At 63.4% G+C, this 22203-nt stretch carries 19 protein-coding genes; all 19 read right to left on the bottom strand.

Translation table 11 applies throughout. The features are described from left to right. Positions 1–754: 754 nt before the first annotated feature. Entirely contained in the window at positions 755–1615 is an 861-nt protein-coding gene (locus AC07N4_RS13245) for a CsgG/HfaB family protein (protein ID WP_273537123.1), read from the bottom strand. Between the two features lie 29 nt (positions 1616–1644). Continuing rightward, entirely contained in the window at positions 1645–2076 is a 432-nt protein-coding gene (locus AC07N4_RS13250; protein WP_102622383.1) for a curli assembly protein CsgF, read from the bottom strand. After that, positions 2073–2465: a curli production assembly/transport protein CsgE gene (gene csgE, locus AC07N4_RS13255; protein ID WP_248744527.1), complete on the bottom strand. Its 393-nt coding sequence runs from the start codon at positions 2463–2465 to the stop codon at positions 2073–2075. Before csgE ends, AC07N4_RS13250 begins: the two co-directional genes overlap by 4 nt. Beyond that, positions 2462–3013: a type II secretion system protein gene (locus AC07N4_RS13260; RefSeq protein ID WP_096821323.1), complete on the bottom strand. Its 552-nt coding sequence runs from the start codon at positions 3011–3013 to the stop codon at positions 2462–2464. The genes csgE and AC07N4_RS13260 overlap by 4 nt, the downstream gene beginning before the upstream one ends. Then, entirely contained in the window at positions 2988–3362 is a 375-nt protein-coding gene (locus AC07N4_RS13265) for a type II secretion system protein (protein ID WP_096821322.1), read from the bottom strand. The genes AC07N4_RS13260 and AC07N4_RS13265 overlap by 26 nt, the downstream gene beginning before the upstream one ends. Before the next feature lie 5 nt (positions 3363–3367). After that, positions 3368–3841, bottom strand: a complete 474-nt coding sequence (locus AC07N4_RS13270; RefSeq protein WP_085733232.1) for a type II secretion system protein — start codon at positions 3839–3841, stop codon at positions 3368–3370. A 2-nt stretch (positions 3842–3843) separates the two neighbouring features. Next, positions 3844–5691: a secretin GspD/PilQ domain-containing protein gene (locus AC07N4_RS13275; protein ID WP_102622382.1), complete on the bottom strand. Its 1848-nt coding sequence runs from the start codon at positions 5689–5691 to the stop codon at positions 3844–3846. Next, a complete protein-coding gene (locus tag AC07N4_RS13280; protein ID WP_096821320.1) occupies positions 5688–6206 on the bottom strand; it encodes a hypothetical protein in 519 nt (172 codons plus the stop codon). Before AC07N4_RS13280 ends, AC07N4_RS13275 begins: the two co-directional genes overlap by 4 nt. Beyond that, complete coding sequence (locus AC07N4_RS13285; protein WP_493066692.1) at positions 6206–6754, bottom strand: GspMb/PilO family protein; 549 nt, start codon at positions 6752–6754, stop codon at positions 6206–6208. The genes AC07N4_RS13280 and AC07N4_RS13285 overlap by 1 nt, the downstream gene beginning before the upstream one ends. Then, complete coding sequence (locus tag AC07N4_RS13290) at positions 6741–7286, bottom strand: PilN domain-containing protein (RefSeq protein WP_493066691.1); 546 nt, start codon at positions 7284–7286, stop codon at positions 6741–6743. Before AC07N4_RS13290 ends, AC07N4_RS13285 begins: the two co-directional genes overlap by 14 nt. 1 nt (position 7287) lies before the next feature. Then, positions 7288–8091 (bottom strand): hypothetical protein, encoded by an 804-nt coding sequence (locus AC07N4_RS13295; RefSeq protein WP_493066690.1) that lies wholly within the window; start codon positions 8089–8091, stop codon positions 7288–7290. Next, positions 8072–9778, bottom strand: a complete 1707-nt coding sequence (locus AC07N4_RS13300; RefSeq protein WP_493066689.1) for a GspE/PulE family protein — start codon at positions 9776–9778, stop codon at positions 8072–8074. Before AC07N4_RS13300 ends, AC07N4_RS13295 begins: the two co-directional genes overlap by 20 nt. Before the next feature lie 83 nt (positions 9779–9861). Beyond that, positions 9862–10395, bottom strand: coding sequence for a response regulator (locus tag AC07N4_RS13305; protein ID WP_102622377.1), 534 nt, complete (start codon positions 10393–10395; stop codon positions 9862–9864). A gap of 235 nt (positions 10396–10630) precedes the next feature. Beyond that, positions 10631–11392: a SurA N-terminal domain-containing protein gene (locus AC07N4_RS13310; RefSeq protein ID WP_493066688.1), complete on the bottom strand. Its 762-nt coding sequence runs from the start codon at positions 11390–11392 to the stop codon at positions 10631–10633. A gap of 15 nt (positions 11393–11407) precedes the next feature. Then, on the bottom strand, positions 11408–12958 hold the full coding sequence (locus AC07N4_RS13315; RefSeq protein WP_493066687.1) for an ABC transporter substrate-binding protein: 1551 nt from the start codon (positions 12956–12958) through the stop codon (positions 11408–11410). Between the two features lie 9 nt (positions 12959–12967). Then, positions 12968–13588: an SCO family protein gene (locus tag AC07N4_RS13320; protein WP_493066686.1), complete on the bottom strand. Its 621-nt coding sequence runs from the start codon at positions 13586–13588 to the stop codon at positions 12968–12970. Then, positions 13585–14235: an SCO family protein gene (locus AC07N4_RS13325; RefSeq protein ID WP_493066685.1), complete on the bottom strand. Its 651-nt coding sequence runs from the start codon at positions 14233–14235 to the stop codon at positions 13585–13587. The genes AC07N4_RS13320 and AC07N4_RS13325 overlap by 4 nt, the downstream gene beginning before the upstream one ends. A gap of 13 nt (positions 14236–14248) precedes the next feature. Beyond that, the gene (locus tag AC07N4_RS13330; RefSeq protein ID WP_493066684.1) at positions 14249–16171 is read right to left on the bottom strand and encodes a YncE family protein; all 1923 of its coding nucleotides are present in this window, start codon (positions 16169–16171) and stop codon (positions 14249–14251) included. Positions 16172–16211: 40 nt separating this feature from the next. Then, positions 16212–22031 (bottom strand): manganese-oxidizing multicopper oxidase MnxG, encoded by a 5820-nt coding sequence (gene mnxG / locus AC07N4_RS13335; RefSeq protein WP_493066683.1) that lies wholly within the window; start codon positions 22029–22031, stop codon positions 16212–16214. Positions 22032–22203: the final 172 nt, after the last annotated feature.

Below are 22203 nucleotides of genomic sequence, written 5' to 3' on the forward strand. Positions count from 1 at the left end.
AGCGAATAGGTGGCAGCTGTACGCAGGCTGGAAACCCGGGACAGAGCAACCCGGCAGACACGAGGTCTCCTACGCACAGCCGCCATAACAAAGTGCACACCATGAAGGTGCGCAGGATACGTTATGAATGGCGCTTGTGCGCTCTGTTGTTACGCGGGTTTCCATGCCCGATCGCTGAATTGGCAGCGACCGAAACAGGCTAGAGCCCGCGCTTCCGACGGACAACCTGAAAACCTTGTGGGAAGGATCGTTAAAACAGACACAACTTTTAAACATTCGAGAATGGGACGCGGAGCGTCCCGGGCTGCATTCCCACGCGGAGCGCGGGAACGATCAAAGCAAAAGCAGTCCGCTTTCTGCTTTCTGCTTTCTGCTTTCTGCTTTCTGCTTTTCGCCTCTCACCACTCAACACGATGAGCGTTAGCTCAAGTAAAGCTTTTGACGTGCTGGCCCCTTCGGCAGGCTGAGTGGAGGGATTCATCCGGGGGTGGGCGCGTAGCGCCGTTCGACGAAGTCGAACACATCGAGAGGAGGTGCAGCGAAGCAAACCGGAGGCGATGCCCCCGGATGAATCCCGGAGCGAAGGAACCCCGAGCCCCAGCGAGGGGCCGAACGCCGGGGCCCAGACCTTTGCTTCCTTTGGGGCGTTTGCCAAAGGGAGTCGCTGTAAGAGCGAAACCGCCAGTGGCAACACCCAAAAAACGGATATACACACAACCCCAAAAGAACCTGGTCGGCCCAAAGGCCGCCAAGTTCACTCAGCCTCAGGATCCACCTTGTTCTGAGTCAAATACCGATTCAAAGTCTCATCCCCAGCAGGCGAAGAATTATCCCCCGCCACCTGCCACAACCGCCGCTCAATCCCCTGCGCCAACAAATGCCCCACCGCCGCCTCAATCGCCGACAACACACACAACTGAGCCGGCTCATTGGTCGTATACCCCGCCTCAGCCTCAAGCAACTTCTTGAACTCGATAAACTTGAACACCCCGGCACTGCGTGCCACCGAATAAATCGTCTTGCTGGTCATCACATTCGCCAACACCTGCCCGCTGCGCACATCCACCGCGCGCAAATTCACAGTCACCTGATCCACCCGGTACTCACGGGACAGATCAATCCCCAGATACCGCGCCCCTTCTCCGCCACTGCGCACATTGGTGTCGTAAGCGATGATCCCGCCCTCAAGCATCATGTTCGCCGCCTGCAACGGCGGCAGTTCAGCCTGGATGTTCACCGGCGTATTGGGCTTTTTCTGCGACGCACGAATGATCTTGCGTTCGGTCAGCAGGTTCTGCAGCCCTTCACGCTCAAGCACCACAAACCAGCCACTGGCCTGCAAGGCATCCATCAACATCGACGCCGCACCCTGGGTGACGCTGGTGGAAAACGAACTGGCCGGGGTCGGCTTGTACTGTCCGGTCTGGTCACGGAAGCCGTACACCACCGCCATCAAGCGGCCCTTGGGTCGCGGCATTTTCAGCAAGTCGTAGTAGGTCGAGGCCCTGGGGGTCAGGGTCGGAGTGTCGGTGTCCTGCTCGGCCGACATCGGCTCACGCAGACCACACCCTTGTAATGCCGCCAACATCAGCCCTAGCGCTATTATTTTTTTCATGTCCATCACTCCCCGGAACCGTCATCCCGTCATGGGTTGAGGCCGTTTACCTGAATTTCGGAAACCTCGCCGCTCGCTCGGTCGGTCACTTCAATCGTGAGTGCCCCGGAGTCGTCGACGACGTTGACGATAAAAGCGTCGGTGGACAGGCTCCCCGTGTTGCCGGTGGAGATGTTGTCCAGCAGTTGCCCCAGCAACCGTGACTGCAATTGACTGGTGAAACGTTCGAGCGCCGAAGTGCCGGCCACCGTCGTACGTTTCTTGAGGTCCGGATCGTCGTAATCGTTTTGCGCCTGGGCGTTGTTGAGCAGCCAGGTGCCGTTGAGCGGGTTGCCGCCGAACGACGGGTTGACCGGTGTGTAGACCAGCTCGGTGGCCTGGACGGCGGCGGCGCTGGCAAGCCCGATCAACAACCCCGAGATCCAGAATCCGCGGCGCCGTGAGAACGTTGTCGTGTTCATAGTTCGTCCTTCTCAAGGTCGGTGGTGTCCTGCAACAAGGCTTCCAGCTTGCGCCGGACGACCTCCAGTCGAACCGAGTCGGCGGCCTCGTAGGCCTCGTCCTTCAGTTCTACGGTGTTCGGCGGCAGGAAGCGCCGATACACCAGGCGTTGCTGATATTCCACGGTCACAAGGCTGCCCCAGCGCGCGTCGGGGCGCTCGCGCACCACCAGGTTGAAATCCATCGGGCTGGTGTCGCGCAGGCGTTCGCTGAACGAGTAGTAAAAGTCGTGGCCGATGTGCGAGATCGTGTCGTCGACGATGAAGCCCATCATTTCGTCTTCCTCGGCGGCGCTGGCGAAAGACGCCACGGCTGCGAGGATCAACGCGCACCACCATTGCCGGCTCATGGCTGCAACGCCTGCGGCAGGGCCGACTGGCCTTTGACCGGGGATCCGTTGCCAGGGCCGGTGCCATCGAGAAAGGCTTTCTCGGCCACGAACTGCCAGTCCGAATAACGCTGCATGCCTTCAAAATCCGACCACTGCGACGGGAAGTCCGCCTGTTTCAACGGCACCTCGGTAGACGGACTGTTGATCCCGGTGATGCGCCCGTCGAAGCCCCGTTGCAGCGCCCATTCACCGCCGCCAATCGGGTCCGGGTAGAGCTGGCGCAGGTGATGCCGTGGCTCAGGAAAACGTTCGTCCTGTAGCAGGTCGGCCAGATCTTTCGGGTACTGCGCCAGCCCCGGTGAACTGCGGTAGTAGCTGCGCAGCGCCTGGGCGTATTGAGTGCCGACCCACAGCAGTTGCTTCTCGCGATCGCGCCGCGAAACCGTCGACCACAGCTCGCCGGCACTGGCCAGGCCCATGCCCATGATCACGATCAGGAACAGCACGCCCAGGTAGGTGAACCCACCCTGCTCCGCGCGCTTACCACTCGGAATACTGGCTGCCATCACGCGCCCTCCCGGTAGCACCGCTCTTGATATCCGCCACGCCGCCCGCCACACCTTCCGGCGGTGCGACGAGCACCCACTGGTCATTGCGTTCAGTGATCGGGTCCAGTGGCGCGTTGCGCAGGTAACGCTGTTCGACCAGTTGCTCGATGGAATCGGGATAACGCCCGGTGTCGCCGTAGTAGTGATCCAGCGCCTCGCGCATGGCCGACAGGCTCTGGTGCAACGTGGTCTCTTTCGAGGCCTCGAGGCTGTTGAAGTAGCGCGGCAAGGCGATGGTCATCAGGGTCGCGATGATCGCCATCACCACCATCAGTTCGAGCAAGGTAAAACCCTTTTCCCGGCGCATGAGAGTCACCACTCGCGGTAAGCGATGCCGTTGAGGCCACGGCCCTTGGCGTGGGAGTAGACGTCGAACACGTCTTCACCATCGCGCGGGTTCTGGGCTGAACTGTCGTAGGCCCGCAAGCCCCAACCGCCGTTGTCGTCACGTTTGGCCGGCACCAGCGGATCGCGGGGTATCCGGCGCAGAAAGTAGAACTTGGCACCCTTGGCACTGCGCACATCGCGCACGCCTTCGACCAGCACCTTGAGGTTCGGCGGGTAACCGCTGCTGTTCAGCGACTTCTCGATGTAGCCGGCATCGAAGGCACGCTTGTAGGCGTCAATGCCATCGCGAATCTGATACAGCGCGGTGCGCAGTTCCTGCTCCTTGCCACGCCGAACCAGGGTCTCGGTCAGCGGCGCGGCCATGCCGGCCAGCAGGCCGATCAGGGCCAGCGTCACCACGACTTCGATCAAGGTAAAACCGCGCTGGGAGGCGTTCATGATCAAGGCTTCTCGACAGTGACACGAGTGGTTGCCACGGCGGCATCACCGATGGCCCGAGGCTGCGCGGCAGGCGTTGGCATCACGAAGTTCTGCGAGCGATCCGGTGCCTGGATGTGCATGCTGGTTTCGGTGCCGGTCGGGAACTCCATGTCCGACGGGCTCTGGTACGGCAGGTTGCGCACGATCCTTGGAGTGATCGACAGCACCAGTTCCGATTTGCCGATGGTGTCCTTGTTGCTGCCGAACAACCGGCCCAGCCCCGGAATGTCGCCGAGGCCCGGAATCTTGTTGCCGGTGGCGCCATGATCGTTGCGCACCAAGCCGGCAAGGATCTGGGTTTCGCCGTCGTGCAGACGCAGCGAGGTTTGCGCATTGCGGGTATCGACCTGCACCGGGATCGTGCCCTGACGGGTCGGTTCCAGCGGTGTGGCGTTACTCACTTCCAGGGCGATCTTGATCGCCACTTCGTTGTTCAGGTGCACGGTCGGGGTCACTTCAAGCTTCAGACCGACATCCAGATAAGTGACGCTTTCGGTGATCACCGGCCCTTGGGTGGACGGCACCGAGGTGGCGCTGATGATCGGCACGCGCTGACCGATGTGAATACGCGCCTGCTCACGGTTGCTGACGCGGATCACCGGGCTTGCGAGGGTGTTGATGTCGTTGTCCTGTGCGTTGATCTTGGCCTGCGGCGATGGCCCGATCGAGATGCGGTCGGAGTTGATGCCCTTGAGCTGGCCCAGCAGCGTGACGGGCGAACCGTCACTGTTGAGCACGCCGAAGGTGCTCGGCCATTGCAGGCCCAGATCGAGAATGCGCTGGGTGGCGACCTCCATCACTTCCACTTCCAGCACCACTTCGGGGTTGGACTGGTCTTGCGATTGCAGGAGTTTCTCGGCCATGCGGATCGCGTCTTCGGTGTCGCGCATGGTCAGGGTGTTCAGGCGTTCGTCGACGAACACATCGCGGGTCTTGAGCATGGTCTTGATCATGTTCAGCGCGGTATTGGCGTCGATGCTGGTCAGGTAGAAGGTGCGCATCACCAGCTCTTGATAGTCCTTGAGCTTCTGCGGCGAGTCCGGGTAAATCAGCAAGGTGTTTTCATTCACCACTTTCTGGTGCAACTGGTTCTGTTGCAGCAGCAAGGCCACCGCGTCTTCGATACGCACGTCACGTACGAAGATCGTGGCTTTCATGTCCGGGCGCAGGTCCTTGTCGAAGATGAAATTCAGCCCGGCGACCTGGGACAGCACTTCGAAAATGGTCTTGAGGTTGGCGTCGCGAAATTCCAGGGTCACCGGGCGGTCGAGCCGGGTGCGCAGTTGCGGGTACTGGATGACGTTACGGCTCTGCACCAGACGGATGTTGCCTTGCAGCTCCAGTGCTCCGTCGTTTTTCGGGTCGAGTTCGAGGATCTGTTTGACCTGCCGGTCGGCGCCGTAAATATCGCCCCGACGCAGGTCGCCACGGGCCAGCTCAAGCTTCTCGTCCATGCTGCGCAGGTAGTCGAGTTGGCGCAGAGCATCCTGAGCGCGGCGGTTGTTCGGTTCGATGGTCAGCACCCGGCTGTAGGCCAGGCGTGCGTTGGCGAAGTCGCGGCGAGCACGATCGGTGTCGCCCGAAGTCAGCAGCGCGGTGATCGCCTTGGCCCGGCTGCTGTTGAGCAGCAGGTGCAGTTCGGTGTCGCGAGGGTTTTCCCGCAAGCCTTCCTGGATCCGGGCCAGGCCCGCCTCGTACTGGCCCTGCTCGATCAGGTCAGCGGCTTCCTTATTGGCAACCTGCGCGGTGCTGCACGCAGCCAGCCCGGCGCACAGGCCAAGGCTCATCAGCAAACGGGATCTGTTCATTGCGTACTCCCCACAGACAAGGTCTGCGACAAATGCAGAGGCAGGTAGACCAGGCTCAATTCCAGATCGGAAATGCCGGTGATCTTCCAGGTGTCGTCGATCACATCCCCGTTGCGCACGACGTAGATTTTTTCGCCGTCCTGCAAAAACACCTGCAGGTCGCTGCGGTCATGCAGGCGGCCGACGAACTGGAATGGCACCGGTGGCAGGCTCGGGGCTTGCACCACCGGGGTCAGGTTGACGGGTTGTTCGGTGACGGTGGCCAGAGTCGGCGCGGCCTTCCAGGATTTGGCGGCGAACAGGTCGCCGGCCGGGCTCAAGTCCTTGATCGGGGCTGCGCCAGCCTTGGCGCTGCTGGCCGGCAAGGCGCCACGGGCGGTGGCTTTGGCCGGGGTCGAGACGGCGACGTCAGTGGCGTCCGCGTCGTCGCTCGGCGAAAAATATTCGGGCAACCAGGCCAGCGCCGCCGCCACGCCAAAGAACGCCACCCACCCTGTTACGCGCTTGGTGTTCATCACGACCTCGACAGGTAAAGGGTCATACGGATCCGGCCGTTGAGGTCGGTGTCGGCGATTTTCTTGCGTTGAAACTCGACGTCTTCCACCACCACCGCCGGCAACTGGCCGAGCAAGGCATGCAGGAAGCGGCGCAGTTGCGGATAGCTGCCACGCACCGGCAACAGGATCTGGTAGCGCGCCAGATGGGTCTTGGGATCGACGCCAAGGGCGTATTCGCCGCGCGCCAGGGTGATGTGTTCCTGCGCGGCCAAGGCGTAGATACGGTCGATGGCGACGGTCGCTTGCGGCTGGGCCGGCAGCTTGTTGCGGAAATCATCGAGCTGACGTTGCGGCACCACCGGTGGCGCAATGCTGCCGTCCTCGACCTTGGCCAGGTATTCGGTGGCCTCCTGGGTTTGCTGGCTGAGCTGTTGCAGCGATTGCCAGCCCGGCAGCAAACCACCGAGTGCCCAGGCGACGGTGACCAGCAGCAGCGCCAGCCCGGCCAGACCCGGAACGCCGAGGCCTTGCAGGTATTCGTGGACGATCAGTCTAGGGATTCGCATCGCCCATCTCCCAGGTTGCCGACAGGTTGAACTGCACCGGTTGCTCCGGCGATTTGACGACGATTTCATGGCTCAGCAGCGACACGTCGGACAGCTCGTCGCTGGCCTCCAGCCGTTTGTGGAAATCCAGCATCGCTTGCAGATCCCGCGCCTCGGCGCTGATCCGTACCTGCCCCTTGCGGGCATCCGGGGTCAGGGTCAGCAACGCGATGTCGTCGCGCGGCATGGCTTCGAGCATGGCGAACAGGCGTTCCCACGGGCGGCGCAGTTGCTGCGAGACCTTGCGCATTTCAGCGAGGTTCTGCGCCTGCTCGCGGGTTTCCGCCGGGCTCAGGCTGGTCTTGGTGCCGCTGTCGCCGGTGAGTTGGCGCTGGGTGTGCTGCAAGTGACCTTGCTGCTGTTCGGCCTGATCGCCGAGGTGCTGCTGCACGCCGAAGCACACCAGCGCGAGGAACACACCGCCGCCGAGCAGGCTCCAGCCCAACGGGCCGGAACGTGGACGGGGCTGAAAGTCGAGGTTCAAGGCGCGCATGTCAGGCCACCGCCCGGGACATGACGTACAAGGCGTCACGCACGGTCATCGAGTCGTCTTCGAGGGTGCGCAAGTGCACCCCCGCCACATCCGGTTGCGCATCGAGGCGCGCCGGGGCGTGCAAATAAACGTTGAAGGCACGTTCGCTGGTGGAGGCTTGCAGTTGCCGTTCGCGACCGATCAAGGCACTCAATGCCGCGTCACTGTCGCTGCCGCCCACCGAGCGCACCGATACCCAGCGCCCTTCCCTTGCCAGCAGCAACACGCTGCGTTGCGGCTCGGCGACCACGAACAGGAAGTCGCCAGCGTCGAGGCTTTTGTCGAAGCGGTTGAAGGCGCTCATCAGGTACGGCTGCACCGAGCTCAGACGCAGGTTGCGACCGCTGACCAGGGTGCGCAGACGTTCCAGCAGATCCTGCGGCAAAGCACTGGCGATACGATCGTGACCGGCCGGCTCGGCTGACAGCACCAGACTCCAGGGTTGCGTCGGTACACCAAACAGGTCCTCGAAACACAGTTGGGCGAAGCCGCGCAGTTCTTCAGGGCTGCTGATCTGCTCGCTCCACGGCACCAGGCAGAAACGGCTGAAGTGCCCGGAGATCACCACGCTCAGCTCGGAACCTGCGCGAGCGTGTTCGCCGAGCAGACGGTCGAGGGTGTCCAGCGCCACGGTGTAGCTGTGGAAGCCTTCGTCGATGTAGCCGACGCTGCCCAGCCACAGGGTGTCGCTGCCCCGGCGCTGGCCGAGGCCGACACCGCTGGCGCCGAGCACGGCGATAAATTGATCACGCGATAAAAGTGACACGATTGATCTCCTCCAGCGTGGTCCGACCGTGCTCCACCAGCTCCAGCGCCGACTCGCGCAACAGGCGCAAACCACGGGCGCAGGCCAGGGCTTTGATCTGGGTGATGGGTTGGCGCTCGACGATCATCTGCCGCAGTTCGTCGTCCAGGTGAAGCAGTTCGGCAATCGCCGTACGCCCGCGATAACCGCTGCCCCGGCAGTGGCCGCAGCCTTTGCCATGGACGAAGTGGTAATGGCCGACCTTGTGCGGGTCGAGGCCTGAGGCGCGCAGTTCTTCATCGCTCGGGGTGGCCGGTGCGCTGCAACTGCTGCACACCAGACGGATCAGGCGTTGCGCGAGAATCGCGTTGAGCGCCGAGACCAGGCTGTAGGGGTCGATTTCCATTTGAGTGAAACGACCGATTACGTCGAACACGTTGTTGGCGTGGATCGTCGTGAACACCAAGTGCCCGGTGAGCGCCGATTGCACGGCGATCTGTGCGGTGTCCGGGTCGCGGATCTCGCCGACCATGATCTTGTCCGGGTCGTGGCGCAGGATCGAGCGCAGGCCACGGGCAAAGGTCAGGCCTTTTTTCTCGTTGACCGGAATTTGCAGCACGCCGGGCAGCTGATATTCCACCGGGTCTTCGATGGTGATGATCTTGTCCACACCGTGGTTGATCTCGGTGATCATCGCGTACAGCGTGGTGGTCTTGCCGCTGCCGGTGGGGCCAGTCACCAGCACCATGCCGTAGGGTTCGGCGGCCAGACGCCGCAGCTGGCGCAGGGTTTCGTCTTCAAAGCCCAGCGCCTGCAACTGCACGCCGCAGACCTTGTCGGCCAGGTCCTGTTTGTCGAGCACCCGCAGCACCGCGTCCTCGCCGAAGATGCTCGGCATGATCGACACCCGGAAGTCGATCTGCCGGCCGCTGATGCCGATCTTGAAGCGACCGTCCTGAGGCACGCGTTTTTCGCCGATGTCCAGTTCGGCCATGACCTTGACCCGGGAAATCACCTGTTCGGCGAATTCGCTGCCCTGGATCTTGCTGATGTTGTTGAGCACGCCGTCGATCCGGTACTTGATCACCAGACCGTTGCCGGTGGTGCCGAGGTGGATGTCGCTGGCGTGCATTTTCAGCGCGTCGTAGAGGGTCGAGTTGACCAGTTTCACCACCACGCTCGAGTCTTCGCTGATGCTGGTCAGCGACAGGCTTTGCAGGGTGTCGACCTCGCTGCCGGCGTCGGCCTGGGCGTTGAGCGATTCGACGGCATGGAAGCTTTCTTCGTGGCGGGCCAGATAGGCCTTGAGGTCGTCGGCATGCACCAGATACAGCGGCGCGCCGTGCAGGCATTCGTCGATCCAGGCCAGGCGCGAAGTGTCGAAGGGGTCAGCGAACACACCGATGACTTCTTCGTTGTGGCGCAGCAGGATGAATTCACGTTTGAGGCATTGCGCGAGGGTGACCCGGTCGAATACCGGTGTCGCCAGAAACAGGGTGTCGGTGTCGAGCACCGGGTAATGCAGGGTGGCGCCGAGGCTGGCAATGAACGGCATCGGCGCCAGTTCGCAAAGGACGTTGAGTGCGTCGAGCACCCGTTCCCCGGAGGTGCTGGCCCGCGCCCGGGCCTGGGCCAGTTGTTCACTGGAGAAGCGTGTCGGGGCACACGCAGGCTGCAACGCTTCGACGACAACGGACAGACGTTCCATGGCTTGCTCTCCAACACCCGGGGCTTGTGGCCCTGACGGCGCGGGAGGCGAGTTCGGCGAGTGCCGGAACGTCTATCGCGCCATTACTCCCCGGTGAGCATTTGATCGTCGTCCGGTGCCATGGCCTCCGACCGGTTTCGTCGGCGGTCCGCCAGCACCCAACTGCCATCGTACAACTGCAACGGGAAGCTCTCGGTCCTGCTCTGGCGTCGTTCGACGAACCCTTCGGACGGGCTCGCACCGGGTTTCGCTTCGCGCTGGATCCCCAGAAGGTCGCAGACAGCTCGGGCCAGTTCCGCCAGTGGAAACGGTTTGAACAGGATGTGACTGACCCCCAGTTGCCGCGCCCGCTCACAGACTTCAGCGGTCGGGTGACCCGTTATCAGCACGAAATGACACGTCCTGTTCTGGCGGACCGCGTCGAGCACCTCGAACCCTTCCATATCGGGCAAGCGGTAATCGAACACCAGCACGTCGGGAGCGAAGGTCTCGGCCTGGCCGATTCCGTCTGCGCCGTCATGTGCAATCCGGACATCCAGCCCTTGCGCCGACAGATAATCCTGAAGGTTCTGTGCAAGCAGCTGTTCGTCTTCGACAACCAGTACTTTGTTAACCAAGGTCTACTCCTTGCAGCGACAGATCCGGCCTTTTCAAATCAACTGCCCGATCCTGCTGGAGTGCGCCTCACAAGAGGTAACGCACACTTCATGCCAGGCCGAGTGCCGGTAAATTGATGTCTTCATGTCCTTGAATTTGATGACAATGCCCGCTCGTCCCGGTACCCCGTTCCCCAGAAACGGGGAAGCACCTGAATGGGCATCGAAGCCATTCCCCACTATTGGGGGGGAACCTTCAATCGTCGTCAATTCGTTCGATCCTGTTCTGCGCCCGCAATTGCGCGAGCACCTGGCGACGAGCCTGGACCTGTTGCTGTCGGGCACGCTGTACCCGGACTGTTGCAAGCCCCTGCATCTGTGGGACATCGGCTGCCTCCAAGTGGTTCTGCAAATAGATCAAATGCCAGCCGAATGGCGAGCGAACGGCATCGCTGGCGAACGTTGCTCCCTCAATCACAGAGGCGCGCATCTGCATCAAGCGTAGACGCGCCGCCGCGTCTGTGGCGGCATCGGCGTCCGGCGCCACCCGAACCAGCAAATGCCGAGCCTGCAAGGTGTTGGCGCGGATCAACGCGGCGAACATCTGCTGCGCCACCAGTTCACGTCGGGTGTACTCGGTGAACGAAGCTTCGTCGAACCCCGCATCCTGCAAGCGCCGCAGGAAGTTGTCTCTGCCGCCGATGGCGACGCGAATCTGTTCGACCTGTTGCTGCACCGCTTGATCGTCCACCTTCAGGCCACGTTTTTGCGCCTCCTGCCACAGCAGTTCCTTGTCGATCAGCGTGTCCAGCGCGGCCTGGCGCAGCTGTTTATAGGCCTTTGGACTGCGGATGCTCGCGACGGCGCGGCCCCGGTCTTCCAGGTATTCGGCGAAAAACCGTTCCAGACGATACTCGGAAATCACCTCGCCGTTGACCCGCGCCGCCACCGGCTCCGTATTGGCGAACGCGATCGGCAACCAGCATGCCAGCAGCCACAACACGCTTTTGAGCTTCATGATCAAGGCCTCCGTTCAGGGGCTCGCGAGAATCGGTTTGTAGGGCGCGACCAGATAGAAGCGCTGATCGGGCAAGTCCACGGTGACCACATGCGCCCCGCTCAAGCCCGATCGCCGGCCGGGGCCGAAGCTGAGGCGCGGGGTCAGCCCCGTGTCGAAGTCGTGCAGGCCTTCGAGGGCCGCCACCATCTTTTCGCGACTGGCGTCGCGCCCGGCCTGCTTCATGGCTTCGCTGAACAACAGCATCGAGGCATAGGCGCCGACTTGCAGCACCGCATGCTGCGCGCCGAGGCCCTGATGTTCGCGCAGCAGGGTCAGGGCCATGCGCCCGGCCTGGGTCCAGTCGCTGGGCACGAAGGGATAGGCCAGGAATACGCGCCGGGAAAAGCCCTCGGGCACTTGCAGCAGGTCGCCCGCCACCTGGCCCGACGTCGCGAACAGGTACGGCACCTGCCCGGCATGCTGCAACCCCGCCGCCAGCCGACTGAAACCACTGCCGCTGCCCAGGTAGAACACTGAGCGTGAGCCCAGCGGCAAGGCATCCGCTGCCGGGTCGTAGGCCTGCATTCGGACATTTTTCCAGCCGTGATCCTGCAAGTATTGCCCCAGCGCCTGCGCAGCCTGCACTTGGGTCGGGTCGTCGGGATAGGCGATCAGCGTCGGCCCTTGCAGCACTTTCAGGCTGGCGGTGGCGTAGTCGGCCAGGGCGATCAACTGCTCGCGCAATCCCGGCAGCGGTTCGAAAATCTGCGCACTGGCCTGCACCGAGCCCATCAAGGACAGCGGCCCGATCAGGGGCAGACCGGCGTGTTCCAGACGTGGCGCCAGTTCGTTGTCCAGCGCCGGGGCCAGCGGGGCGATCAGTGCAAAGACCTTTTCCTCATCGATCAGCCGTTGCAGAGCCTGCTCGGCGCTCGCGCGGTCCGGACCGGGATCGACCACGGTCAGGCGCAGTTGCCGACCATGAATGCCGCCCGCCTGATTGATCCGCGCCACGCTGCCGTTGAGCACCGCCGCCACCGTGGCGCCCTCCTCGGCCAGCGGCCCCTGGCTCGGCAGCAAAGTGCCCAAGTGCAAAGTCTGGTCATCGAGCCCCGGATCTCGATCATCGGCCAGGCGTTTGAGATAGGCAGTGAGGTTGCGCTGATCCTTCATCGACAGCAGAAAGCGCGGCATGCTCGGATCGAGCCGATTGTTGCCGGGGTCACGCCCCTCCTGAATCACCCGCGCCAGACTGCTGTCGGTGTAGGCCGGGTAGTTGCGGCCATTGATCTGTTGCTGACCGTGGAGGCTGCTCAGTCGCGACCAGTTCAGCTCCGGTGGACGCACGCCACCCTCGGGCCGGCCGAGACCGTCGGCGCCGTGGCAGTTGGCGCACGGCAGGCTAGTGGCCGGCAGCAACACGTCCGCCGCGCCGACCCGCGCCATGATCGCCTCGCCGCTGGCCGACAGGCCTTCGCGGTACAGGCGCTTGCCGGCGCTTTCTTCAGCGGTCAGCGGCAACGCGGCCGCACCGAGGCTGGCGCCTGCGAGCAGGATCAGGGCGAGGACGCGGCGCAGGTTCATGGCGCGGACTCAGCGGCCGGCCACGGGCATTGTCAGCAGTAGCAAGCGCTGGGCAATGGCGGCGGCCGGGGCGTCGGGACGGATCTTGCTCCAGCGTTTGTTGGCCACATCGCCGACGATCAACTGGGTCGAGTGCTGCTCCGGCGTCGGCACGATCTGGCCGATGCGACCGAGCACCAGATCCATCTGCGCCTTGTCGCCGGTAAGGAAAAGCCAGTGAGGGTCATCGGCACCCTGCTTCAAGGTGTAAGCCTTGAGCACCGCCGGCGTGTCGCGCAGCGGATCACTGGTAAGGGAAATGAAAGTGACGCCATCGGCCTTGTCGCCCAGCAGCTCGCGGACTTCCTTGAGCTTGCGGGTGATCAGCGGACAGGCATCGTTGCAACTGGTGAAGATCACGTTGAGCAGCACCACTCGATTCTGCAGTGCGTCACTGTAGAAGCGCTGGGTGACGCCGTGCTGGTCGAGCAACGGCGTGTCGGTGAACCAGGTTTTCGCGTCATGAGTACCTTTGGCCGGCGCAGCGGCCATCGTCGCCGGGGCCTCGGGCGCGTGGCCTTCGTGGGCAAAGGCCACGTTGCCGAGAATCCAGAAGCACACAGTCAGGCTGATCCAGTCGAGCATTCTCATGGCTGTTGCTCCATGGCAATCGCGGTGTGTTTGGCGTGGGTGCGCAGGCCGCTGAGTTTTTCCACTTCCTTGGCCAGCAGCGCCGGATCGGTGAAGCCGTAGTAGCGCGTCCAGTGGCGGCTGTTGCCGTCACCGACGAGGATCAGCGGCTGATGGTTCTTGAAGTCACCGCTGAAACTGCCCAAGCCTTTGAGCGTGGCGTTGATCGACTGCGGCGAACCGGTCAGCCAGCTCCAGCCCGGCCCACGCTGGAAAGAGCGGGCGTAATCCAGCAGCCGTTTCGGGTCGTCGCGCTGCGGGTCGATGCTGATCGACACCAGTTGCACTTCGCCGCCGACCCGCGAACCCAGCTGTTTCTGCACCTTGCCCATGATCGACGAGACCACCGGGCAAACCGTGGTGCAGCTGGTGTAGATGAAACTCATGACGACGATTTTGTTGTGCACCAGATCCTGCTCCAGGCGCACGGTCTTGCCGTTCTGGTCGAGCAGCGGCACGTCGACGAATTTGACCTGGGTGTGTTCCTGGGTGCTGGCGGCCGGTGCCTTGTGCCCCGCGTGTTCGTCCGCCGAATGGGCTCGGGCCTGATGAATGCCGGCGGCCAACAGACACAAGGTCAGCAGGCCGGATGATGCAAATCGGTTCATGGCGTTGTCCTCGTCACTGAGTCTGGCCGGGCAGCACCCGGACACTGGCAAAGGTCTTGTCGTCGAAACCCGCGCCCAGCGATGCTGCGCGCACATGCAGGTACCAGGCGCCGCTACGGTCGAGGGTCACCGGGGCTTCGTACACACCGTCGGCGACTTCCAGCGCCGCCACCTCTCGGGGCCGCGATGTCGGCGCGAGGAAGTAGCGCAACTGCACGTCTTTCACGCCGCTGCGCTGCACCTTTTGCTTGCCCTCGACGATGCGGAACCGCACCACGTACGGGTCGTTGAGCGCCACGGCGGTCTTGCCCGGCAGGAACTCGACTTTCGGCGGGCCGACGTGTTTTTCAGCCGCGCCGTCGGACTCCACCTGCGCGCTGAAGCAATGAATGATGTTCGGTTGATTGAGCAGGAACGCCACGTCGAAACGCCCCGCCGCCGGCAGTTTCACCCGGGCGCTGTACAGCCCCGGCGACACCTCGCGCAGGCTGCGGTCGACAACCATCGCCGCACGCGCAACCTGCCCGCGATTGGGGTAACCGGACATCGGCGCGTTCATGCCTTCGGCGTAGAAATAGGTGGTGTTGTCCACCGGGTTGACCACGAACACCGCGTTGTCATCTCGCGACACGGCGAGGCTCGACGCCAGCGGCAAATCCCCGGCCAGCCGTGGCGGCTGCGGCCCGGCCTCGAAACCCTGGCTGATCGGCTGGCGCCCTTCGCCCAGTGAGGCGAGGTTGATCATGGTGACTTTCGGCGAGGCCAGGCCGCGCACGTAGGCATAGGCCTTGGTGAACACCACTTGATAGGGCTCGGCGGACACGTCCAGATCATGGATCGCCGCGTCGTTGGCGGCATCGATCACCGTGGCGCGGTTTTCCAGCGTATTGAGCACCACGCCAAAGCGGCCATCGGCGTTGAAACCCATCGGGCCAAGGCCCTGTTGCAGCTTGATCACCCGCCGCACGGCGCGGCTGTTGCTGTCGATCACCGTGACGGTACCGTCCTTGCCATCGGCCACATATACCGCCCCGGACAGCGGCGAATACGCCACCGACAACGGGCTGGAGCCGGTTTTGATCTGTTGCAGGAGGCTCAGGCTGGCGATGTCGATGACGCTCAACGTGCCGTCGTCGCGGTTGCTGACGAAGGCAAAGCGGCTGTCCTTGCTGAAGGTGATTTCGTGGTGCCCGCGACCGGTTGCCAGATGCATAAGTGGTTTCAGGCTTTGGGCGTCAATCACGGTGATGCCGGACTCTTCGGCCTTCGCCGCGTTGTTGCCGACCCACAGCAGACGTTCGTCCGGTTGCAGCGCAACCCGCACCGGTTGGCTGCCGGCGGCCACCGAGTCGAGGACTTTGAATTGCTCGCTGTCGATCACCGCCACCTCCCCTGCTGTCGGCATCGACACGAACACCCGTTTGTTGTCCCTGGGCGTGACCCAATCCATCGGCGGCTGCTTGAGTTCGATCCGCGCCAACGTACTGGTGATGCCGCCGACCGACACCGACGGATCAATCACCGAAACGCTGGCATCGCGGTTCATCACCAGCAGGAAGTAGCTGTTGAGATCGAGTAGCGGCCGCGCGCCGATGTTGGATTTGAGGAACGTCCCGACCCGGGATTTGCAGCTCTTGTCGCGGCCCTGGGCCTGGTCGGCGGCAACGGTTTCGGGATCGATCCACGCTCCCGGCGCCACGCCGGACAGCGGCTGGCCGGAGGCGCCATCGGTGACGCGAAACTGCACGTCGGCGAACTCGCCTTCACGCAATTTGCCGTCGCGAGCCAGCGGTTGCAGGTTGAATGCAATCGACACGCCGTCGCGGGTCAGCACCTGCCCGGGCCCGGTTTGCGCCAGGGCAATCTCGCTCAGCGTGAGCAACGCCCCGGCCATCGCCAGAAGACAGACGCCGATGATGTTAATGATCCTGTTCATGTCGCTCTCCCCTGCCAATACATCCCCGACTGCATTCCCGCTATTGGCCCTGAGGGGCCGGTTCCGGCTCATTGGTCACCCGCAGCAAACCCCATAACCCCGCCGTGTTGCCGAACGAAGCGTTGTCGCGGAACAGGTAATCACCCGCTATCGCGTTGGCGCCGCCGGCGCTCGGCAACATGAAGCTGAAGTGCGCCGCCGGCAGCACGCTTTCGCGGGCGCCGATGTACATCGACATCGGGTTGTAGCCGAACTTCACCGAGCCCACGCCGGGGGTGTTCATCGGGTAGCCGCCGACATCGCTCTTCTCCGACTGGAACGGATTGACCGACCACAGGTGCCCGTCGAGCTGGAAGGTCGAGCCACGGCTGCCACCGGTCGGCATCAGGATGTGGGTGCGGAACGGCTGACCCGGTCTGGCGTAGAACACCGGGGTCTGCGGATCACCGCCGACCAGCGCGTTGCTGTAGGCCATGTGCGCGTTGGGCACGTCGCCGTAACCGTGGCCGTCGGCGCGGCCGAACGGTGCGTCCGGCGCCAGGCCGAAGCGGTACCACATGGGTTCGGCCTTGTAGTTGATGGCCATGCCGGCGTTGTCCTTCGGATCGTTCGGCACGCCCATGCCTTCTGAGGCAATGCCCTCCACCGGCCGGCCATTGGCCCAGCGCAGGTTCAGGGCGCGCTGCCAGACCATCGCAAAATCGCGATAAGCCGTTTGCCCCGCCGCCGTCACCGTGGCGCTGACCTTGCGTGCATCGTCGACCCAGGTGGCGCCCGCCGGCAGGATGCTCATCGCCCCGCCCAGGCCTTTTTGCGGTTGTTTGATCACGTCCGCCGGGGTGAAGTTGAGGCCGCCGAACTCCACGGCTGTGGCGTTGATGTTGTCGACGCTGCGCCCCAGTTGGGTGATCGGTTTGCCTTCGCGCTCCAGGTGCCCGGCGTAGTACTGATAGGTACGGGTCGGGTACGCACCGGTGCTACCGACACGCGGTGGCACGGTCTGGATCGGGTTGGCGCCGACGTTCACCCCGTCGGATTTGGTGATGTCGTAGGCCAGTAGCTGCGCGTGCAGTCCGACGTGGCTGGACGGCCGCAGCAGGTTGTTGTTGAAGGTGGTCGAGCCGTCACCACCGTTGCGATCACGTTTGACCAGGCCTTGCAGGATGGCGGTCTGCGCCAGATCGGGCATCACACTCGGCAGACGGTTTTCCAGGGTGATGTTGATGCAGTCCCCGGCAGCAGCACGCAGCACCAGCGGCTCCACCGGAATGCCGGGTTTGAGTTTGCCGGTGGCTGGATCGAGATCCGCCTTGCGCACATAAAGGATCGCGGTCGGGTCATGGATCGGCCCGCTCTGACCGCCGATGGTGATGGTTTCGCCATCCTCTGGATCGGTCACCGTCACCTGCGGAATGCTCACCGGCCGCGAGTTGAACACCAGCGTGCCGCCCGCCGGATTCAACGGCCCGCCAACATGCTGGCCGAGCCCGGCCGAGTCGCCGATGGTCAGCCCCAGCGGGTTGCGCAGGATGTCGTTGGCCAGCGCCGCGACCACTTCATAATTGCGCTGCACGGTGGGTCGGGTGCCGATGCCGTTGGGGTTGGCGCTGATCCGTGGGCAGGTGCCTTCGAATGCCACGGTGTTGCGCATGCCGGTGGGTTTCGGGTTGTTCGGCAGCGCGAACAGGTCATTGCGTTGCGCGGTGTAGTTGCGCATCACGCCCCAGATGCCGTTCCAGTAGCCTTCGATCGAGGCGTCCATCGAGTACAGATAATCCCCGGTGGTCGCCGCCGAACTCGACAGCATCGACACCGGCGCGATGAAGCCCATCTGCTCGGAGATCCCGACCATCTGCGAAGCGCGCCACCCGGAGTTCGAACTGTTGCCGAACCCGGAACCGCTTTGCAGCCATTTCACGCCGTGCAGGGTGACGTTGTGCTCTTCCTCGTGGCCGCCGGCATGCACCCGCAGCCGCACGTTGTCGCCGGTGTAAGTGCGCAGCATCGGTGTGAACGGATCACCCGGTTCGGCGCCGCCCTTGTTGATGTGCGGCGGGAACAGCGTGGTGCCGCCGGTAGGCCCGGTGGCCGAATTGATCTGGTTCGGCGCCAGGTTCAGCGCCGGGATCGCCCGGTCGGTGCGGCTCTGCATGGCGTACGCCAGGTCACCGCCGAGGCCGTCGGCCTGCATGCCGCGCTTGCCGTCCGGGCCGACCTTGTTCGGGTCGAACACCCGCAGGCCCAGCGGTTCGTTACGGTAGTTGACGACGAACATGCCGGGGTCATCCACGGAAATCGCCTGTGGGCACGGCCGGCTCGGGCAGCCCGGTTTGATCCCGCCACGCGCCTCGACCACCGCTTCGAGCAGGTTGCCGGCGTTGTTGCGCACCGGCGGGTTGATCGCAAAGCGGAAGCTGTCGGCCGTGGCCGGGAACGCCTGCGCATTCGGGATGCCGTTCGGCCCGGCGCCCACATACACCCCGGCCTCATAGGCGTGCTGGAAGTCGCTGTACTCCAGGAAGAACTCGCGGAAGCTGTCGTTCAAACCGTCGCCGTCGAGGTCGCCGGTGTTGATCACCGCTTGCCACGACGTCGGCCCGCCGTCCTGCCGGGCGCCGCTGTACAAAGGCTCGCCGGTTTCGGCGTGGAACCAGGTGGAACCGGCCGGTTCAGCCAATACGGTGGCGTAGAGGCCGATTTGTTGGTGCGTCGATGGGCCGAGGTGGTCGTGGGTGAAGATGGTGCCCAGGCCGCGATCCACGCCTTTGCTGTTGATCACCGGGTCGACGAACCAGCGCTGCATCGCCGTGCGTGCGCCCATCCAGTCGCTTCGCCCGTATTGGCCGAAGAACGGATGCGCCTTGGCTTTCGGGCAGGCCGGGGTGCCGTCGCGCGGGTCGGTGCCGGCGCACTGGTTGAATTCGCGGATCGCGTGCACACGTTCCTGTACGGCGCCGGGGGAAAGCACGCCGTCCTCGTAGTTCCAGCCGTTGGAGGAACCGTCCGCCGCCGTCAGGTCCCACTTCGGCAGGTGAATGTGCTGGCCGATCACGTCGGTCGGGGTTCGCACCTGATAATCGTCCATCTCGTAGACAGCCGGCACCAGGTTGGTTTGCTGGTATTGCACGCAGTCGAAGGTGTTCATGCGCATCACCAGCGGCTCTGGCGGACGCTGCTTGGTGATCACCGGCAAGGCGTCTTCCCACAGCGCCAGGATGCGCGCCTGCGGGAAGTGATAACCGACCTTGTTGTACACCGCGTCGAACTGGATGTTGGCGGCTTTGTAGACTCGTGGCCGGTCGGCGGTGAAGGTCGAGGCGCCGACGAAGGACATGCCATCGAGACGCTCGCCGCTGTTGAATTCGCCTGTACCGGCGCTGCTGGTCAAACGTTTCTGACGGTCATCCATGCACGGTTCGTAGTAAGGCGCGCCGGCAATCGGCAAGGCACCATTGGTGCGGAAGGCCTTGGCCACCACTTGATTGCCGGGCAGCAAGGCGAAGCTTGGGTGATCCTTTTTCGCGTGGAAAGCCATCGCCGCCTGTTCGACTTCGGTGCCCTCTTCGGGCAGATAAATCGGTTTGGCGCGGGTGACTTCCTTGGAGAAATCCAGCGACGTGGTCACGGTGAGCGCTTCGCCACCAGCAGACTTTCCGTCCAGTGCATGACGCGGCAAACCACCGTCCCAGCCGCCGGATTGCGTCGGGTCGAGGTTGGCCCACAGCGCCTTGCCGCTGGCTTTGAGCGATTGCGCGGTGGCGGCGTCGAGCATGTCCAGCGGAGGGGTCGGCGGACGCTGCCCGACCGAACTTTCCATACCGCCGATCCAGAATGGATAGCCGGGGTTTTTAAGACTGCCGTCAGCGTTACGGTTGGCTTCGCTGCGATCCACCAGGGCCAGAGAACCAACAGCCTGAGCGCCAGCGTTGCCGCCGTGGTGTTCATCGTCGCCCTCTTCTTCCTCATCGTCGTCATCGCTGGCGGCAACGATCGTTTCGCCGATTTTCGGCACCACCACAACCTTGCCCGGCATCGGCGCCATGGCTTTGCCCGGCAGCGGCACGATGGCGGGGATTGGCGTGCCGGCAATGATTTCGCCGTCCGGCAAGGCGCGGGCACCGGCGGCGGGTTTACCACTGCGCAGCGCATAGGGTTCGCTGTGGTAACCGTCGGCACCCTGTTGGGAAACCTCCAGTTGGGTGCCCTCTTCAAACACATCGTGCACCCGCCACATGGCCCACATGCCTTGGGCAAAGTGCGGATAGAAGTGGCAATGGTAAATCGCATCGCCCGCCACCCGGTTGCGATTACCCGAGCCGCCATTGGCGATTTCATAGGTGTAGCCAGCCCCCGGCCCGATGCCCTGAGCGTCGACGTAATCGGAGTTGTCATCGTTGGGATTGAACAGCCACTGGTGACCGTGCAAGTGGAAGATGTGGTGCTCGTAACCGTTATGGGTGTTGCGGAATTTGACGAAGTCACCGATGTAGCTGTGGGCGACGTTCGATGGCTCAGACGGATACAGGGCCATGGTGGCTTTCACGCCGACCTGATCGGCACGTGGCGTCTGGCCGGGGGCGATGTTCTCAAGCCCGGTGTTGGCCGGCACGTCCACCAGCATCGCCACGTCGCCGACGGTGTGCGAGCTGAGGAAGAATTCTTCGTAGGCGCAGGACAGGCAATCGTGCATCGGCCCCACGCCCAAACGGTTGGCGATCACTTCGGCGCCCATGCCGCCGGCACCGTAGTTGATCATGAACGAGTCGCGGGTCGGCTCCAGCACGTGGCCCATCACCGGGTCGGCGAAGTAAGCCGGGAACGCCTGGGTGACGGCGGTTTCGTCCTGGAACTGCGCGGCGAAATCGCGGAACGGCTCCAGCCGGTTGGGCAACGCCGGGTTGCGTTTGCCCACCGATTCCAGTGGATAGGTGATCGGCGGAAAGCTGCCGTCGGGGTTGCTGCCCATGACGATGGCGTCGCTTTCGCTGGAGATGATTTCGCTGCCGTCGACCATGCTGATGATTGGCATGCCGGCCTTGCCTTCGCGCAGCCACGGCTCGCGCTGCGGGTAGCGGGCCTGGTAATCGACGATGGGATGTCCGGCGGGGGTGCGGCCAGTGCTGGCCAGGCGCATGTCTTCTTCGGTGAGGGTGTTGCGGTAAGTGCGGCCGCCCTTGGGCACGACCACCACCTGGGCAAACAGACCATTGGCATTGTTGCCGGCCGCGCCCTCCCCGCCGAACGTCGCGCCACGGCTGCTGACATCGAACGCCCCTTCGCGCTCGGCGTACAACAGATAGGAACGGCTGGCACCGGGGGCGACCAGACTGTTGGCGTTGCGCCCGGTGAACGAGGCGATGTCATCGATGCTGTTCACCGCTTGCAGGCCGTTGACCTGGAAACCGACATGCCGGTCGGCGACTTGCTCGTCGGCCTTGAAGGCTTCGCCGACGTTGGCGTTTTCCTCTTCACCCTCAGGCTCGGAGTGATGGTTCGGGTTGGCCTGATACGCCAGCAGGTTTTGCAGGTTGATCGTCAGGCAATCCCCCGCCGCCACGCGCAGCACCAGCGGCCGTGGACGCTTGTCCGGGCGCAGCGATACTTTGCCCGGCACCGCCGAACCGCCCTGTGCCAGTGACCGGTCGTGGTCATCGACCACGTCGCGGCGCAAGGCGAACATCATGCCGTTGACGTTCTGCGCACCGAGGCGGTTGAACATCAGCGGCTGATCGAAGGCCACGACGTTGGCCACCAGATTGCGTTCGCAGCGCACGGCGGCACTGGCCAGTTCGACGCTGAGCATCGAGGCCAGCAACAGCAGCCAGTTCAACAGGGACGGTGCGTGGTGAATGCCAACCATGATCGGAAACCTCGTAGTGGGTGCTCACAGGGAATGATTCTCGACAAAGCCCTCAGAGCAATCCGCATGCCACAAAAAATCGTGTTGCTGTTCAATCAGTTACAGAAATCATTTGAGAATCCGGGGGAAATTCCCCACCCGTTTCCCCGTTTTTCCGACCCGGCGGATTTGC

It is taken from the genome of Pseudomonas sp. GW821-FHT09E04 (assembly GCF_059416185.1).